Annotated in this window: 9 protein-coding genes and 1 pseudogene; 4 read left to right on the top strand and 6 right to left on the bottom strand. The window is 58.2% G+C overall.

Annotated elements, in window-relative coordinates:
- Positions 1-410 precede the first annotated feature (410 nt).
- Positions 411-1,226 (bottom strand): hypothetical protein, encoded by an 816-nt coding sequence (locus tag LOY67_RS03615; protein ID WP_265065982.1) that lies wholly within the window; start codon positions 1,224-1,226, stop codon positions 411-413.
- A 318-nt stretch (positions 1,227-1,544) separates the two neighbouring features.
- Here LOY67_RS03615 and LOY67_RS03610 point away from each other — a divergent pair, with 318 nt between their 5' ends.
- Positions 1,545-2,738: an IS4 family transposase gene (locus tag LOY67_RS03610; protein WP_320110005.1), complete on the top strand. Its 1,194-nt coding sequence runs from the start codon at positions 1,545-1,547 to the stop codon at positions 2,736-2,738.
- Positions 2,739-3,434: 696 nt separating this feature from the next.
- Here LOY67_RS03610 and LOY67_RS03605 read toward each other — a convergent pair.
- The 5 genes from LOY67_RS03605 to LOY67_RS03585 all read right to left on the bottom strand — a co-directional run bounded on the left by LOY67_RS03605 (position 3,435) and on the right by LOY67_RS03585 (position 15,528).
- Complete coding sequence (locus LOY67_RS03605; RefSeq protein ID WP_265065981.1) at positions 3,435-3,917, bottom strand: DUF6985 domain-containing protein; 483 nt, start codon at positions 3,915-3,917, stop codon at positions 3,435-3,437.
- Complete coding sequence (locus LOY67_RS03600; protein WP_265067692.1) at positions 3,914-11,743, bottom strand: DUF637 domain-containing protein; 7,830 nt, start codon at positions 11,741-11,743, stop codon at positions 3,914-3,916. The genes LOY67_RS03605 and LOY67_RS03600 overlap by 4 nt, the downstream gene beginning before the upstream one ends.
- Before the next feature lie 23 nt (positions 11,744-11,766).
- Complete coding sequence (locus LOY67_RS03595) at positions 11,767-13,473, bottom strand: ShlB/FhaC/HecB family hemolysin secretion/activation protein (RefSeq protein ID WP_265065980.1); 1,707 nt, start codon at positions 13,471-13,473, stop codon at positions 11,767-11,769.
- A gap of 510 nt (positions 13,474-13,983) precedes the next feature.
- The gene (locus tag LOY67_RS03590) at positions 13,984-14,832 is read right to left on the bottom strand and encodes a phosphatase PAP2 family protein (protein WP_265065979.1); all 849 of its coding nucleotides are present in this window, start codon (positions 14,830-14,832) and stop codon (positions 13,984-13,986) included.
- Positions 14,833-14,856: 24 nt separating this feature from the next.
- Positions 14,857-15,528, bottom strand: coding sequence for a histidine phosphatase family protein (locus LOY67_RS03585; protein ID WP_265065978.1), 672 nt, complete (start codon positions 15,526-15,528; stop codon positions 14,857-14,859).
- 77 nt (positions 15,529-15,605) lie between these two features.
- Here LOY67_RS03585 and LOY67_RS03580 point away from each other — a divergent pair, with 77 nt between their 5' ends.
- From LOY67_RS03580 to LOY67_RS28400, 3 genes and pseudogenes are all read left to right on the top strand, one after another.
- Positions 15,606-15,731 carry a hypothetical protein gene (locus LOY67_RS03580; RefSeq protein WP_265065977.1) on the top strand — a complete coding sequence of 42 codons (126 nt, stop codon included), beginning with the start codon at positions 15,606-15,608 and terminating at the stop codon, positions 15,729-15,731.
- A 59-nt stretch (positions 15,732-15,790) separates the two neighbouring features.
- A pseudogene (locus LOY67_RS28405) lies at positions 15,791-16,804 on the top strand (methyl-accepting chemotaxis protein); the annotation flags it as partial.
- 42 nt (positions 16,805-16,846) lie between these two features.
- Complete coding sequence (locus tag LOY67_RS28400; protein ID WP_413776195.1) at positions 16,847-17,710, top strand: methyl-accepting chemotaxis protein; 864 nt, start codon at positions 16,847-16,849, stop codon at positions 17,708-17,710.
- Positions 17,711-17,728: the final 18 nt, after the last annotated feature.

Below are 17,728 nucleotides of genomic sequence, written 5' to 3'. Positions count from 1 at the left end.
GGGGATTCCTCAGGGACAGACCAGCTATGAAACTGAATGCTTTACCGGCTTCCTTGAGTATTCTTCTTGAACTCGACGTTCGATCATAGCCTCGGCTTCGCAGTAAATCGTGCATTACAATGCATATAAATATCATTAACTGCAAACCTAATTAAAAACGTGGTCTGCCCCCGTTTTCCTCGCGATTAAAGATGAGCTGATTTCCAGCCAGTTCCTAATCGTGGTCTGTCCCTGAGGAACTCTGAGGAACTGAGGAATATCCTAGGAATCCCGGCTCCCAAAAGATTATCCTTGAGCTTGCAACTTCAATCAAAAAGGAGACGGATTTATTTTCCACCTCAAAGTTAAATAAATCCGTCCCCTTTTCCTTTTGTCCCCTTTTCCTTCTTTGAACCGGTTGGACATGGGGTTCAGTATCCCCCGGCGCAGACATCCGCAACCGACAACCAATACTCCACTACTGCATCGAAGCCTCTGTCGTTGCTCCGTGTCTGCAACGCCACAAGCGCCTGCCGCGCATCGGTTATCGACCAACCTGTGGAGTTCAGGGTCAGCCACGCATGGTCCAAGCGTCCGGCTTGCAAGAAGCTCTCAAACAATGGCTTTTTCTCTCGATCAGGATCAAACCACGCCGGCAATTGGCTACCTTTCGGCGCGGGCACATCCCTGTCGATGATTTCGAAGGAGCAACTACTTTCCCACCATGGCCCGAGGTCGGACGGGTTGGGAAAGTCTCCGCTGTAGGGTCCAGAGCCTTCAGCGATGCTCTCCAGCGGCGTCTGCTTGCTGAACAATTCGACGTTGGCGAAGCCTTGGGGATCGTCACCGGTATTCAGTGACTGCGCCTCCAGCGCTTCCAGACAATCAAGTCCAACCGCTTGGGCAAATTGCTCAAGCTTTGGGGTGGCACCGTCTTCGACACTGATGGACATCATTGCCATAACACCCATCAACTGGGCGGGAGTGCGGGCAATCTCGATCGTCATATGCTCGGACGCTACATACATCTTGACGAAGCAGGGTTCGCGGTCGACAAACCAGTGCTTCCAATAGCCTATATAAGTCGGCCGCGATCCATCGCTCCACAGCGGGATCAACGCTGGTGGAAACCCATACCACTGCGCCGGAGCGTCAAGCGTGCAGATGGGCGGACGGATGCTTCCATCCGCACATGCACCCAGCACTGCCGGCAATCCTAGTACCTGAAATGTCTTTTTGAGATTCATACCTTCACCGTTTTGGCGCCAGGGGCGTTGACCAATCGGGGATCTCTATTCTATGCAACGGAGAAATAGGCCCCACCCAGACTTTGGAAGTTGCACTGGTTTGCTGGTGTATCAGTTGATGAGTTTCGCCGAAGGTACGGGTACTAAATGCCGGGGGTCAACGATCTGCGTTGGAAAATCTGTCTTACCGTGAAAACGTGGTCTGTCCCTGAGGAATCCCCACTTTTTCCTACATGAAATCAAGAAGTTGGAATATTGAAGAAGCCTGCATGAGTCGGCAGCTTGGTTTGCACCACACAAAAGCAAGATCCCGAACTCATGCAAGCCATCCAATTTTTACACAATGCACTCGCCCAAGCACTGCCCACGCTCCACTCTCGCCGCCTGACCGCCCTGATGTGTTGTGTCAGCGCATTGCTGCAAGGCCGGCGCCTGACCTTGACCGGAATCGGTCGTGCCATGCTGGGTCAGGCATACCCCAAACACTCGATAAAGCGAGTGGACCGATTGCTTGGAGATGCTCGCCTGCAAGCTGAGCGACCGCTGTTCTACTGGGTCATTTTGCGAGCCCTGTTAGGGACATTGAAGCATCCGCTGATTCTGGTCGACTGGTCCAGAATCGATGCGCCTGGCAAAGCATTTTTGTTAAGAGCTGCCATTCCTTTTGCCGGGCGCTCATACCCAATTTATGAATCCGTTCACGAGCGCGAGAGCTGTCCGGCCCACCAGAAGCGGATGTTGCAAGCGTTGGCGCTGATGTTGCCTGCTGACTGCATTCCGGTGCTCGTATCTGACGCTGGTTTCCGACGTCCCTGGTTCAAAGCCATCGAGGCCCAGGGCTGGTATTACGTGGGGCGAATCCGCAACCGTGAGTTATGCCGTCGCGACTCTCAAGCGTGGAAACCGGTGAAAAATCTTTACGCCTTAGCGACGGCCTCACCCAAATCCCTGGGCTTGATCGAAATGACTCAGAGTGCCCCACACTTCATTCATTTGTATTGCGTCAGGCACCCGGCCAAGGGCCGCAAACACAAGCGCGTTACAGGATCAATCGCCAAAAACAAACTCAGCCGTCAGTCAGCGCGGCGTGAACTGGAGCCGTGGTTATTGGCCAGCAATCTACCTGAGCTGGAATGGAATCCAGCGAAGGTGGTAGCGCTTTACAAGAAGCGAATGCAGATTGAGGAAGGCTTTCGGGATGTCAAAAGCGAGCACCTGGGCATCGGCCTGAACCTGCATCGCAGCCGTTGCCCGAAACGCATTGAGGTGCTGCTCCTGATCGCAATGCTCGCCAACTACATTATTTTTCTAACCGGCTTCCAGGCCCGCGAGGCCGATCATGAGAGGCGTTTTCAAAGCAATAGCGTTAAAGACAAACATGTCTTGTCCCTATGGCGCCTGGGTCTGGAGTACTGGCGTTGTCGGCCACCATCGGAGGCTCAACAAGCGCTGGAGGAGACCGAGCAAATGTTACGCTCCGAGGCGATGCGACAGATGCAGGGCCTGGGATAGTTTTGTGGGGATTCCTCAGGGACAGACCACGATTAAAGACGAGCTGATTTCCAGCCAGCTCCTAATCGTGGTCTGTCCCTGAGGAGTTTTTCTACGACATCGAAGCGAATTGCTGTTGCGTACAAGCGCTTCGGGTCTTGCCGGGAGGCCGACTTAATTTAGGCAAAATTAAATAAATTCCTCCCCTTCCCATTCCCTCACACAGAACCAAAACTTAAGAAAAAACTTAGTAAATACACCAAAAAAGAAACCCCTGCTAATGATGCGCGACCGATGGGATTGACATGATTAGCGAGACCTCCAGGACCTATCGATACCCAGCCTCCCCTTAAATAGGAGAAAACCGCTTGCCCAAACCAAAACTGAAGTAATAACGCACTAAAGAAAGGCCTCCACTCTCCAAAAAATCGTAAAAAACAGTTAGCCAGCGCCCCAACCAATAAAAGCCCACCTAAAAAATATCTATACCTATACAAAATTTTATTTGCATTAGTCACCTTCAAAAATCTCACTAGCTTTTTCGACCAAGGCATCCCAAACCTTTGCAGCCCTATGGCATTCGATGCTTTCGACACGTTAGCGGCGGATATCCCTGCATCAGGGTTCCTTCCCAGGGGACTATCGGGACAGATCACGATTAAAGATGATCTGATTTCCAGCCAGTTCCTAATCGTGGTCTGTCCCTGAGGAGTTCCTTCATCCTAGCAAGATATCCTGAGTATCGACGGCTTCCACGGCGCCGTTGGTAACCAGAACCCCTAAACCAAGTTGGGGGTCGAACATCGCATCAAAAATAAATCCAATTTGACGTGCTCCTGCGTCAAAAGGAGACATTATTTTTATACATCTTAGAGAAATCAGATCCCGCATCTCACTAATTGCATGGACCTTGGGCGCGTTGATATCAACCTCATCAGCATCAAAGCACTCTCGATACTCCTCAACCCGACATAAGTAATAATCAAATACAGCTTTTTCTACCATCGAAGAAATAGCAGCCTTATGCAAATTGAATTCTCGAAACGCAAGCCGTTGAATTTCAGAGATAGAAGCATTATCAAAAGTCTGAACGACAAGCTCCACCTCACATACGCTTCCAAAAATAAATATTTCACATACTCCTATCCAAGCCCCATCAAAATGCAACTTACCAAAATCCCCATCTAACACAACAGTCATTTTTTAAGCCCCTCCAACAAATTTTTCTCGGCCACTCCGCCCAAATGACCATACTTTACACCAAAATCCATCGAACCAACCTTGCCAGTATGGATAAACGAGGGAACCAACTGCATCGTTCGCATATCTTCAACTTCATGCCATGTATATTTCTGCTCTCTCATAAAGAGAGCCACATCAGACTCTTTCACACCAAGCTTACTAGCCAGCATCTGATTTGCAGCACGAAAATTAGAGTCTCGATTTGTAGATATCAGCCCCGGAAGCCTAATTTCTTGCACAGCAACGGGAGAGAAGTCCGGGTAGCCATTTTTATACGCAATCCCATCAGGTAAAATTGCCTTTAGCTCAGGGTTATCGAATACAAATTTTGATTCACCTCTGGCTCCTGACCACGAGCCTCCGTTAATTGGCGTCAGTTTAATTCGATCTTCATACCGACTGAGCTGAGGTACAAAAGGCCCCATCTCCCCGTAGGCTATATCGGTGGTCCCAGTTGGTTTTGCCCCACCCCCCTTAACCCCCGAAACCAGGACCGAAGCCCCACTCCCATCCAGATACTTCCCCACCCCCTTGAGCAGCGCTATTTCCAACGCAGCCTTGGCGGCCTCTGTTCCATAGTCACGAAGCGGGTTTACGTCACCCGGGTAGGTAGCACTACTGAAGGACGCGAGAACCTTGCTTCCTTGAGTGTAGTCGTAGGGAGCAAACAGCTGCCCGGTGGCCTGCCACCCATCAGCAAACGCCGCCGCACCTGCTAAACCGGAGAAGGCTGGTATAGCGCAACCGACACCGGTGACACAAGCCGGCGTGCCGGCTATTGCGCCGCCAAATCCTGCGGCGGCAGTCATCGCGCCGATTACCGCTCGGCTCGTGAGGGCTGATTCCCTGGCTTCCTTATCATTAAGCAGCAGATCATCATTGACTCGATCCCAGTTCGAATATTCGTCGAAGGCACCGGTAGCGAAAAGCTTACCCTGAGCATCCTGGAAACCCTTCCCGTCCGCTTCAAGTGCTTTAACGTCTTGGTAGTGAGGATCATCCACAGGAACCGAAGCAGAGCAATGAACCAAAGCACACGCAGCAGCTTTAAGTTCATACGCTTTTTCTGGTGATTCCTTTTGCAGCTTTTCAAGCGCAACTGTTTCTTTCTGGTGAAGCTGACGGTTGTATTCGTCAGCCATCAACGCAACCCATGAGGCTTTCTCGACGTCACCGCCAGCAAGTCCGGCGGCCGTCAAACCGACAACCTGAGAAAACGCCTGCCGTAGATCAGGTTGTGTATCGAAGGTGGTGTTGAGAGCTTGAGCCATGGCTTGACTGGCACCTGCCGCGATAGCGCCGGTCTTGAAGTCTCCACCCGTTGCGCTGGAAATCGCCCCTCCCGCCAATGCGTGCATGGCGGTACGAGCAACGCCACCTTCGGCCCACATGGCCATGCCCGTAACATCACCGGAGTTCTTCGCAGCCTGCCAATGGTCTTGCGCATAACCACCGACAAAGTTGAATGTTGTGGCGGCTGCGACGTTACCCGCCTGATAAATCAACCCGTCACCGAGGTTCTCGCCGAAACTCCCTCCATTGATGGCTGTTTTGATGACACCGCTCGCAACACCTTGAGCCCCGGCATGCAGTGCAAAACCACCAACGCCTTGAAGCGTATTTAAATCAAAACCTTTTGTGAGGTTATTGAACGGCACTGTATTGCCACCAAGCGCGGGGTCGATAACGCCCTTAGTAAAACCGGCCGTGATCCCAGCAATGACATAGCCCTTCAAGCTTTCTGATGAAAAGACATCCTTGAAGGTCGCGCCCAAATTACCCTTGTTATTGATTGTGCTGACCGCAGTTTGCGCCACTGCTGCTGAAAAACTCGCCGTTGCGGCGGCCGATGCAGCAGCACCTACAGTCGCTGCCGTGGCAGCCGATGCACCGGCCGCCGCTGCCGCCCCGGAAGCTGCGGTGCCGGCAGATGCGCCTACAGTCGCCGCGGTTCCTGTACCAGCCGTCAGCACGGTAACGATGATAATGATCGCCAACATCGCGCCCTGGCCCAAGCTCGAGTGGCTGTATTTAAACGACTCGTGAGTTTCCTTGATCAACCGCCAATCCACATCGCCACGCTGCTCGGCTTCCTTGAGCCACGCCAGCTTCGGATCAGCCTTGACCATGGCGTCGATGGTCTGACTGACGGTTTTCTGATTGATGTGTTTAACGTCGATGTGCAAGCCATCGGCGGCTTTGATTGCCAAGTTCCCATGAGCCTGCAACTGGCTCTGAATCAGCGTCTCGTCGGTGTGACCTTTACCCTTCATCGAGTTCCAGGCCAGGCTGGAATCGCTCTTTGTGTGGCTTTCCTGATTAAGGTTCTTGACGCCTTCGAAGGTAATCGAACCGCCACTCTGCAAAGTCAGGTCATTTCCACTTGTCAGTTTGGCCGCCTGATAACGCTGATCATCTCCACTGAGCAATATCAAATCGCCCCCGGTAGCGATCTCACTGCCGATATGCCTTACATCAGTCACCTCGTCACGCTGCGTCTTCTTACTCCCCCATCCGCCCTTCTTCTTCATGTCATACAGCGAATAGTGGTAGTTCTGCGCAGCCAACAGCTCAAGCTTGCGCCCCGCCACCAGATAGGCTTCCTGCTCAGCCTTCACCTTGCTGGACACCAGCGTCAGATCCTGTCCGGCACTCAGCGCAACGCGGCCCCCAGCAGTCACGGTCGAAGACACCTGATCGACGTGATCTTCCTGACGGGTGACCTTTTTGCTCTTGCTGTAGGAGTGCTGTTCATCCGCCGCCGAGGCCAGGATCAAGCTGCTCGTGGCGGCCATGGCGATGTCGCGTTTGGCATCGATCTGGCTGGCGACGACGTTGAGGTCGCGTCCGGCGTTGGCGGTCAGGTCGCGACCGGCCTCAAGGCTGGAGCCGTATTGCTTGATGTCTTCGTCGCGATGACGGCCGCGGGTGCCGTTGGTGATGCGTTCGGCGGCGACGAGATTGACGTCGCGTTTGGCGTCGAGAATGGTGTCGTTGCCACTTTTCAGCACACCACCAACGTTGTTGATGTCGCGCCCGGCGCCGACGGTGAGGTTGTTGGCAGCCTCGATACGGGCGGCGCTGTCGATGAAGTCGGTGCGCTCGGTGCGATAGCCGCTGCTGCTTTCGTGAGTGGTGACGGTGCGCTCGTTGATCACGTCGCCCGTCAGGGCAACAACGCTGACATCTCGGCCAGAAATAACCCCACCCGCCCGGTTAGTGAGATTGTTACTCGCCAACGCATCCAGCCGATTCCCCGCCTCCAACAACCCACTGTTGACCAGGCTGTCATTCGCCGTAGCAACAAGGTTATTCGACGCCCGCAACGTCCCAGCGTTGTTCAGGTTCTTGCCGGCAATCAACGTGACATCGCTGCCCTGGATCAACGCCCCATTCGCCGCCAGCCGATGGTTGGCGTTCGCCAGGTAAAGCACCGGCACCAGCACCTGCTGGCCGTTCACTGTCTGGTTTTCCATCCAGACGATGTCGTGGGTCAGCGCCGCGACCTGTTCGCCGGTCAGGCTTACGCCCAAGGACAGGTTGAGCGCGTCCTTGCTGGCGATAGCGTTGTTCATCAGGTACTTGAACATGCCTTCGTCAGAGGTCTGGCCGTCGAGGAAACGCTGGCCGGTGCGGGCGATGACGGCTTGCTGGATCAGGCGTTGTTCGTAAAAACCGTCGCCCAGGCGTTTGGCCGCGTCGTCCGGGTTGTAGCCCAGGTTGGACAGCAGGTAATCCGAGCTCATGAACCGGCGCATGTCGGTCAGCGCCGGGTTGGTTTCGATCAGGTATTTCTGTGGGTTGGCCTGGAACGAGCGGTCCGGCAGGCCGCGTACTTGGATCAGGCCGCTGCTTTGGGTCGGAGTGCCGTTGCCTTCGTTCAGGCGGAACAGGCCGTTCTGGCCAGTGGGCAGGTCGAAGCCGGGCAGGGTTACCGGGTTGACCTGCTGCTGGGCGAGGTTTGGCGGTAGCTGTTGGTTGACGGTGATGCGGGTTGAGAATGCGCCATCGGCGCCCGTGTCGGTGCGCGGGCCGGCGCCGACGTAATTGTAGCCACCACGGATGACTCGGTTGTCGGCAACGCCCTGGACGCGGACGTCGACGGGGCCGCCGGACTGGATGATGGCGGCGTAGGTCTGGGTATCGTGGGACAGGGCCCGGCTGCTGCCGAATTGCAGTAGTTCGCGTTCGGTCGTGCCGATGAAGCGGCTCATGTCAGCTTCCAGGCCGCCGAGGTTGGCAGGGTTGTAGCCGGGGCTCTGGAACCAGTATTTGTTGGTGAAATTGTTGGCGAGGGTACGCCAGCCGCCGGGGTTGCGCGTGCGCTCGGACATGAAGGTGCGCGAGGTTTCGGTGTCGTGGGTTTCGATGCCGATGTTGTCCAGGCTATCGAGTCTGGCGGTGAGGGTGCCGCCCGCGCCGATGGTGCTGCTTTGGTTGGTCAGGCTCTTGGCCTGGATATTCAGGTTGCCGCCGGAGGTGATGCTCGACCCGGCCGAGGCCTCGGTCACTTCGAACTTGTCACGCTGGATAATCTGCCAGACGTGGTTTTCCTTGCCGCCGCTGCAATCCCCGGCGTTGACGCCTTCAATGCAGGCGATTTCCCTGATCGACGCGGTGTAGATGCCGGCGTCGTTGGTGTTCAACACAGTTCGCACGTTTTCAATCGTGCTGGCGGCCAGGCTCATGTCGCCGTCGCTTTGCAGCGAACCGGAGCTGTTGACGATGCTGGAAGCCAATGTGCCCAGGCCGTCGCGGTCGATGCTCAGGTTGCCCAGGCTGTAGATGTCGGCGTTGAGGTTGGTCAGGCTGTCGACCTTCAGGGCCATGTCGGCGCCGCTGAAGATCAGGCCGTTTTCGTTGCGCAATGCACCGGTGCCAACACTCAGCAATCCGGCGCCGCCCAGGGTGCCGTAGTTGTTGATGCCCTGCGCCGTGACATTCACACCCGCCGCCGAGGTCACGCGGCCACGGTTATTGAAGACGCCATCGGCGTGCACGGTGGTGGCTGCGCCGCCGGCAATGCTGGCGTTCTTTTCCAGATCGATCAACGCGGCCCTGAGACCCAAGGTACCCAGGCTGCTCAAGCGGCCGTTACCCGCGTATTGGCCGGTGAGCTGCACATCGATCAGGCCGTCGCTACCGATCAGGCCATCGTTGCGCCAGTCGATCCCGGTGCCGGTGAAACTGTTGGCGCTGAGCAACTGGCCGGTGGCGGTCTGGGTCAGGTGGTCGACGTTGACGGTGAGGTGTTCAGCCTGGATCGAGGTGCTGTTGGTCCAGCTGTCGGCGTCGAGTACGAGGGTGCCGTAGGTCACCAGGCTGCCGCCGACCGCGCCCAATTGCGTGAGGTTCAGGCCGAATGCGCCGGCACCGATGTGGCGCAGCTTGCCGCTCTGGTTGTTCAGGCTGCCGAGGGTGAAGCCGACGTCACTGCTGACGGTTTCCAGGGTGCCGTTGCTGTTGTCGAACAGGCCGCCGATGGAGAACACGGTGGTGCTGTTACGGCCCAGGGTGCGCAGTTGGCCATTGTGATTGACGAGGCTGGCCGCGAGGACATCCAGGCTGCTGTCGCCTTCGATGATGCCCTGGGTGTTGTCCAGGGTACCGTTGAGGTTGAGATCGATCTGCCCGGCGCTGATCTGGCCGCTGCTGTTGTCCAGGTTCAGCGCGTCGAGCTTCACCTTGCCGCTGGCATAGAGGCCGCCGTTGCTGTTGTCGAAACTGGCGCTACCGGTATTGAGCACGGCATCCCCAGCCTGCGCCGCGATGCGTCCGCCGTCGTTGAACAGCCCGGCGAGGGCGTCGAGGGTCAGGCCTTGCGCCTGGATCGTGCCGCCCTGGCCGTTCATGTCATGGCCGTTTTTCAGCACGCCAGTGACACGCGCCTCCAAGGCGGCCTTGACGCTGGACAGTACACCGCCGCGGTTGTCCAGATTGGTCGCAAAGACATTCAGGTTCGCGTCCTGGGCGATGATCGAGCCGACCTGGTTATCGATGTCGCCGGCGATATCGACCGTCACCAGGCCTTTGCCTTGCAGCGTGCCCTTGGCGTTGTCCAGGCTGGCGGCGGTCACCTTCAGCTCGGCGTTGCGACTGGCAATCAGGCCATTGTTGGCGTTGTTGATCGCCCCTTTCGTGGTAGTCACGACCAGATTGCCGTTGGCGGCGACGGTGCCCTTGTCGCGATTGTTCAGGCTTCCCGCCTTGAGGGTCATCAGGCCCTGGGTCGACAGTTCGCCGCCCTGGTTGTTGACGGCGCCGGTCGCCGTGATATCCAGCTGCTTGCCGGTCATCACCAGGCCGGTGAGGTTGTCCAGGCTGCCGAGTACCAGCGTCGCGGTGTTCAGGCTCGACAGTTCACCGGCGCTGTTGTCCAGATGGCCCGCCGTCACCTGCAAGGTGCCCTGGCTATTGATCAGGCCGCCGCTGCCGTTGAGTACTTGATCGCCCTTAACGTTCACCTCGGTGTTGCCCAGGATGCGACCTTTGTTGCGGTTATCGACAACGTTGGCCGTGACCGTGGTCTTGCGCTGCCCGCTGAGGGTGCCGCCCTGGTTGTTCAGTGCATCAGTGGTGGTGACGCTCAGGTCGTGGCTGGCAGCGACCGTTTTGCCGCCGTTGTTCAGTTGTTTTGCAGTGAGGGTGATGTCGCCGCTGGTATTGCGCGTGTTATCCGCATTGACCCCGGCTTCGATGATTCCGTTGTTGCGGAGGGTGCCGCCGCTGTCCAGATGAATGCTGTTGCGGGCCACCAGGTTGTTCTGGCTGGTCAGGTCGCCTTGGGTTTTCACCGTCAATGCGGTGCCGGCATAGACCGGTCCTTGGGCATCGAGACTGACAGCGTTGACGTTGACGGCGCCGGCGGCAGCCGTCTGGGCCAGGCTCAAATGGCCGTTGGCGTCGAGCTGGATGTCACCGCCGCTGGCGATCATCTGACCGTCCAGCTTCACGCCGACACCGGCCTCGGTGCCTACCAGTTTGATGGCGCCTGCGTACATGCCGCCCAGCGCCGAGGAGTCGATGGCCAGTTGCGGTTTGGTGCTGCCGTCATCGGCGCGGGTGGTGGCGTTGAGTGTGGCGGCGTCGACGTCGTTGCGGCCGGCGACGATGGTCAGGTTTTTCGCCTGGATCTCGGCGTTGATCTTGGCGCTGCGGGTGATGATTTCGAAGCGGTCGACGTTGTTGGCGTTGAGGCCCGCACCTTCGATAGCGATGCTGCCCTGGTCGACCTGGTAGCGACTCACCTGGCCGTTTTCAACAATGGGTTTGCCAGTGGTCAGGGTCGCCTTCGGGGTGTTGATGAAACCGCAGCCGTTACAGGTGATGCCATAGGGGTTGGCGACGATGACATGGGCCGACTGCCCCGCCACTTCGGTGTAACCGCGTAATTGGCTGGGGCTGCCGCCGTTGACTTCGTTGAGAATGACCCGGGCGGCCGTGCCCTTGAGGTTCGGGTTGCCAAGGATGATTCCGCCCAGTTGCGTGGCTTGGGCGGGGTTGGTGGCGTTGTTGAGGATGACGCCGTTGCTGCCGACGTTGTAGTCCTTGAACTGGTTGTGGGACAGACCATTGCCGTTGGGCTTGGCGATATTGACGATGGGCACGCCGTTGCCCGCCTGGCCGAGGCTGGTGCCCGGTGCGCTGACGACGATGCCGTCGGCCTGGGCCCACATCGGTTGCCAGAGCATGACGTTCGCCAGCAGGAACGCCAACCCACGCTTGGGCATGCCCCAGAACAGCTCGCGGGGTTTCAGGGCAGCAGAGGGTTGGCGGTCGTCCATGATCAGGTCTCGTTGCAGCAGCATTAAATAGATACGTCTATGCGGAAGTAGATCGGCGCTTCACGCTCGGTCAGGGCATCCGGGCGTTCCAGGGAGTGGGCAAAAGTGACACTGGCGCTCAGGTGCTCGCCGCGGGCAAACAACTCCAGGGAGTTGCTCGACATGCGCCCGTTCGGTTCTTTGTTGTAGTGATTACCGCGTATTACGCCCTGGTCATAGCCCAGGCTGGTGCCGTACTCGGCGAACACCGGGCGCAACCATTCCAGGGTTACCGGGCGACTCCAGCGCAGGTCGTTGCGCCAGTAGCCGCCGCTGTCGCCGGCCAGCGACTGGTCCTTGTAACCCCGAATCGAAGACTCCCCGCCCAGGCTCATGCGCTGCGGCCCGAACAGCGCATCCTCGCTGCGCTGCCCGGTCATCAGGCTGCTGAAGCTGAAGGACTCACCCCATAGCTGGAACGGCTGCAAATAGCTGACGGTGGCGGTGTATTTGCGGTAGCGCGCGTTCGGCAGCCCGGGTCCCGGGTCATGGTCGCCCTGGGCATCGAAGGCGCCGATGCCTTGCTGCATGCCCAGGTCCAGGTTGACGAAGGCATTGCCGACCCGACGGCCGTGGTTGACGCCGAACTGCACCTCGCTGATGCGATTGCTGCTGCCGCTGAGTTTGCTATCTTCGATGAAGTTGTTGCTGCGCAGGTAAGCCAGCCCCGTGTTGAGGGAGGTTTTGCTCACGGCGTCGCGATGAATCACCCGCTCGACCCGCAGTTGATGATTCTGACTGTCGCCGGTCTGCTTGAAGTTGAAACCATTGGCCGCGATCTGCGAGCGGTACTCGCTCTGGCTGTAGGTGTAGCTGACGTTCCACCAGCCCCAGGGCACGTTGTAATAGAGCATGGCGTTGCGCGAGGTGTGCTGGTGATCGCTCATCGCGTCATGCCCGCCACGCAGCATCAACTGATCGGCCAGGCCCAGTGGGCTGTCCCACTCGAAGCGGGTACCCCACTGCTGCTCGCCGGTGCTGTGCTGGCCGTCGTTGCTGCGGGACAGGCCGACGCGCCAGGGCTTCTGCGGGGTATTTTTAACCAGCACTTCACTGCCGCCGACGTTCTGGCCGGGGGTCAGCTCCATCTTCGCCTGGTTCGACGGCAGGCGATTGAGCTGGTCGACCATCTGCTCGATTTCCCGCAGGTTGACCAACTCGCCGGTCTTGCCGGGAAACGCCATCGCCAATTCACGGTCCGACAGTTTGCTGTTCTCGGCGCCTTTCAAGCCTTCGAGGCGTCCCTCGACCACCAGCACCTGTAGGTGCCCGCTGGACAGGTCCTGCTGCGGCAAGTAGGCACGGCTGGTGACCAGGCCTTTCTCGATGTAGTGGTCGGTGATGGCCTTGAGCAGCTCATTGAGCTGGGGCACGCCCAGGCATTGGCCGAGGTAGGGTTTGAGCAGACGCTCGCGCTCGCTGGCGGAAAGGCTGTCGGCGCCTTTGAGTTCAATGGTCTTGATGGGGAAGCAACGGGTATCGGCCGGCGCGGTCGGCTGGGTCGGCTTGGCCTCCTGACCGGGCAAGTCCTTGAGTTCTTCCAGACGCCGGCGCTGCTCTTCGAGCAAACGATTCTGGCGCTCGCGGATCAGGTCGGTTTCACCGGGAGTGGGGGCGGCATGAGCCGGAGTAAGCGAAGACAGCCACAGCAAAGCCAGGCACAACCTCGCCCAAAGGGCGGGTGGAAACATGTTCGATCCCTCGATACGGAAATGACAGCGCGCCTCGAAAACCACTCACGCTGTTAATACGCAAAACCACGCGCACACCAGACCCGGCACATCGATTTCGGTTCAAGGGGGAGGGAATTTTCTGTTGAAAAAAGCGACGTGTCTCACAAGACGCGTCGTAAACCTCGACTGTAGATGAGCCCACAAAGAAGGGCCGCTGCGCAGCCCAGCGGCAGCAAGATCCCTCGCCACGGAGTTGTCGAGAGACCAGACACCACCGAACCTGTGGGAGCGAGCCTGCTCGCGATGACGGCAGATCAGTCAACATCAATGCTGAATCTCAGTCCGCCTTCGCGAGCAGGCTCGCTCCACAGGGATTTTCGACGGCCTGCGCCAAGGAAAGGCCGAGGCGAGAAATCGCATGAACTTTTCTTCACCCTAAGCACTTCTGTTATTCGGTAAAGTCCCCTCGCTCATTCAAGAAACTAAGGTTTTAGCCCGCTCTCCCGCGGGCTTTTTTTTGTCCGCGATTCAAGCGGAGGGCTGTGCGTCACCGAGCTCAGACAGGCCATCCGGCCCCTTCAATGAAGCCCTGGTGGATAAAGGTTGTTCCAAGGCCGTTCGCCCATAGAAAGCCAATGCCATCACCCAACAACTCAACCAGACGAAGATCCCAGCCCAAAAGGTGTGGGACATGTAGTGCCAACCCTGTAGGACTCGCGTTGTGCCATAGACAAACCCCAGGACCAGCGCTCCATACATCAGCGCTTTCGAGTGACGCCAGCGATAGCGGCGTGCGACGAAATACAGCGCCAGCATGGTGAAGCCACCGGAAGCATGACCGCCGGGCCAGCAGCGGCCGTCACCGGCGACTTTCAGCAGGTCGAAATTCTGATACCACTCTTTGTGTTCGATCTTGCCGGCGTATTGGGTGGTTTCCACCGGGCAGTACACACTGGTGTGGCCCTTGAGGTAATGAATGACCCCGGTACTGAGGGAAAAAGCGAAGACGACGTAGAGGAAATCTCGACGATGCTTGTGGGCAAAACGCAGCGGCTCGCTCAGCCTGAGCGTGTCCAGTAGACGAAGCAGTCCGGGGCGTTTTTCCGGCTTGAATAGGGGCCAGAAAAACGACAACAGTGCACCGATAATGGCCACCTCGCCGGTCCAGTTCGGAATGACCCTGGCCCACTTATGGGTGATTTTCTCGAACAAGTGCACATGTTCCAACGGAAACACCTGCTGCAGCGGGTCGTAGAAGAAATCGCTGATGGCGATGTCGATGCGGGTCATGTCGAACAGCAGGAACACCACGGCGGCACAGAGCAGTGGGACTCCAAGATTGAGCCCGTAGAAACGGGCGCGAGCAGACGTCAGCATGGGCGGTCCTGATCGTGGGAAAAGTTACTGAAACGTCACCGAGCGCCAGTCAGACGCTTCGATAAAACCGAGCAACCGAGGCGCTTGTGGCTTGGCGGTGGAAACAAACAGCGACGCACCATAACCAAACGTCGAGGTCGGTCGCTTGAGCGCGGTTTCCATTGCCTGCATGCATTCGCTATGGGTAACGAGGATCAGATTGCGCCCGGCCACTTTGTGGGCCAAGGCATTGCGCAACAGGTCATGCCGGCAATTGATCAACCAATCGTCGCCAGCGCTCACCTTGTTGAACATGTATCCCGCCGTTTGGGCTGTGCGGGTGGTCGGGCTGTTGTAGATGTCGGCATTGTCCAGGCCCAGTTGCTCGAACCGGGCACCGAGACCAACGGCGACGGCACGGGCCCGGTCAGTGATGCCAGAAGGATCATTCAGGCACGCCGCCTTGGCGTGATCGCACCGCTCGACATGGCGCACCAGCACGATCATCTCGCCCTTGGCCCAACCGTCGGCCAGGCTCCGGGCCCCGGCGAGGTTGCCATGGGCCAGGTCCGGCAACGCCGCCGGGCTCAGCAACCAGAGAGTCAACGGAAACACCAGCAGCGCCGAGGCCAGGACGACTGCGGCGTTTCGGTATCGGGCAAACCGGCTTGTCTCGATCGAGCGCGTCAGGCCGAAAAAACTCAGTCTCAGTTCCACATCAAGCCGCCCCGACGGCATCCATCCAGTCATTCAATGGCGTGACAGTAGAGAGGGCTGCGTAGGTAGCCAGTGAAATGGATGTGAAAAAAAGCTTGGGACATACGCCTGAAAATTCGGCGAGCAACCTGAAGCCGGGAAAAAATCTTTCAGATATCGAGTCGGCAGCCGATACAGGCCTGTTCCCTATTTTGCTGGCTTAACAACAACAATCTTCCAGCCAACCGACGATCAAGCAGCACAACGTTCCTGGAGGAATTTGATGAATAGCTGGTTTGGCAATATTAGCGTCAACATGAAACTGGGCCTGGGCTTCGGCCTGGTACTGCTCCTGACCTGCATCCTGGCCGTGACCGGCTGGAACAGCCTGGGCGGGCTGATCGACCGCAGTAACTGGATGAGCGACATCACCCAACTCAACGCCGGGCTGACCAAGCTCCGAGTCACCCGCCTGCAATACATGCTGACCAATGGCGACGAGACGGCCGCACAGAATGTGCAGACCACCCTCGATGGTTTCGTGACGCAACAGAACGCGCTGCTGAACAGCTTCAAGAGCCCGGAAAACGTCAAGCTGCTCAAGGAGCAGAGCGCAACCATCGGCGCCTATCAGACGTCTCTGAACAAAATGCGCAGCGCCTACCGCACCGGCAACACGGCCCGCGATGCCATGGGTGCCAACGCCGAAGCTGCCTACAAGCTGATCGAAGTGATCGGCGCCGATGTGGCGCAAATGGCCCCGGGCGATGAGCGCTTCGAACAGTTCCAGGCGATTACCCAGGCGAAGCAGGCGTTCATGCTGGCCCGTTATGAAGTCCGTGGCTACACCGCCAACAGCAACGCCGATACGGAGCACAAAGCCGTCGCCCAACTGGACGCCGCCATCGCTTCGCTCAAACCGCTGAACCTGCATTTCGCCAGCACTCGTCAAGATGAGCTGCGCCAGCTGGAAAACGCGCTGACCCAATACCGCAGCGCCTTGCAGGCCTTCAAGCAGGCCACTGCCGACGCCGTGCAGGCGCGCAAGGAAATGACCGAGCAGGGCGCGACCATCGTCAACCTGAGCGAACAGCTGTATCAGATCCAGCTCGACCGCCGCGACGCCGAAAGCGCCCAGGCCCGCACACTGCAACTGATCAGCACGTTGCTCGCCTTGCTGGTGGGCATCATTGCCGCCGTGATCATCACGCGACAGATTACCCGGCCGCTGAGCGATACCCTGGCCGTGGTCGAGCGCATTGCCAACGGCGACCTGTCCCACACCGTCATCGTCACCCGTCGTGATGAGCTGGGCGTGCTGCAGCAGGGCATCGCTCGCATGGGCGTGACGTTGCGCGATCTCATCAGCGGCATCCGCGACGGCGTGACCCAGATCGCCAGCGCCGCCGAGGAACTGTCCGCCGTCACCGAGCAGACCAGCGCCGGGGTCAACAGCCAGAAAGTCGAGACCGATCAGGTGGCGACCGCCATGCACGAAATGACCGCCACCGTGCAGGAAGTGGCCCGCAACGCCGAAGACGCCTCCCATGCCGCAGCCGCAGCAGACGGCGAAGCCCGCGCCGGCGATCAGGTGGTCAGCGAAGCCATCGCCCAGATCGAACGCCTCGCCAGCGAAGTGGCACGCTCCACCGACGCCATGACCGTGCTGCAACAGGAAAGCGACAAGATCGGCAGCGTCATGGACGTGATCAAGGCTGTGGCCGAACAGACCAACCTGCTGGCCCTCAACGCGGCGATCGAAGCGGCGCGCGCGGGTGAAGCCGGTCGTGGCTTTGCGGTCGTCGCCGACGAAGTCCGTGGCCTGGCCCAACGCACACAGAAATCCACCGAGGAAATCGAAGGCCTGGTGGCCGGCCTGCAGAACGGCACCCAGCAAGTGGCGACCGTGATGAACAACAGCCGCAGCCTCACCGACAGCAGCGTGGCCCTGACCCGCAAGGCCGGAGCATCACTGGGGAACATCACCCGCACGGTGTCGAACATCCAGTCGATGAACCAGCAGATCGCCGCCGCAGCCGAACAGCAAAGCGCCGTCGCCGAGGAAATCAGCCGCAGCATCATCAACGTGCGCGACGTGTCCGAACAGACCGCCGCCGCCAGCGAGGAAACCGCTGCTTCCAGCGTCGAACTGGCGCGACTGGGTAATCAGTTGCAGATGATGGTGAGCCATTTCCGGGTCTGATCATGAAAAAACGCCCGT

The sequence above is a fragment of the Pseudomonas sp. B21-056 genome (assembly GCF_026016325.1).
Lineage (GTDB): Bacteria > Pseudomonadota > Gammaproteobacteria > Pseudomonadales > Pseudomonadaceae > Aquipseudomonas.
The sequence above is the reverse complement of the archived record's forward strand: the minus strand, read 5'-3'. Positions and strand labels throughout refer to the sequence as shown.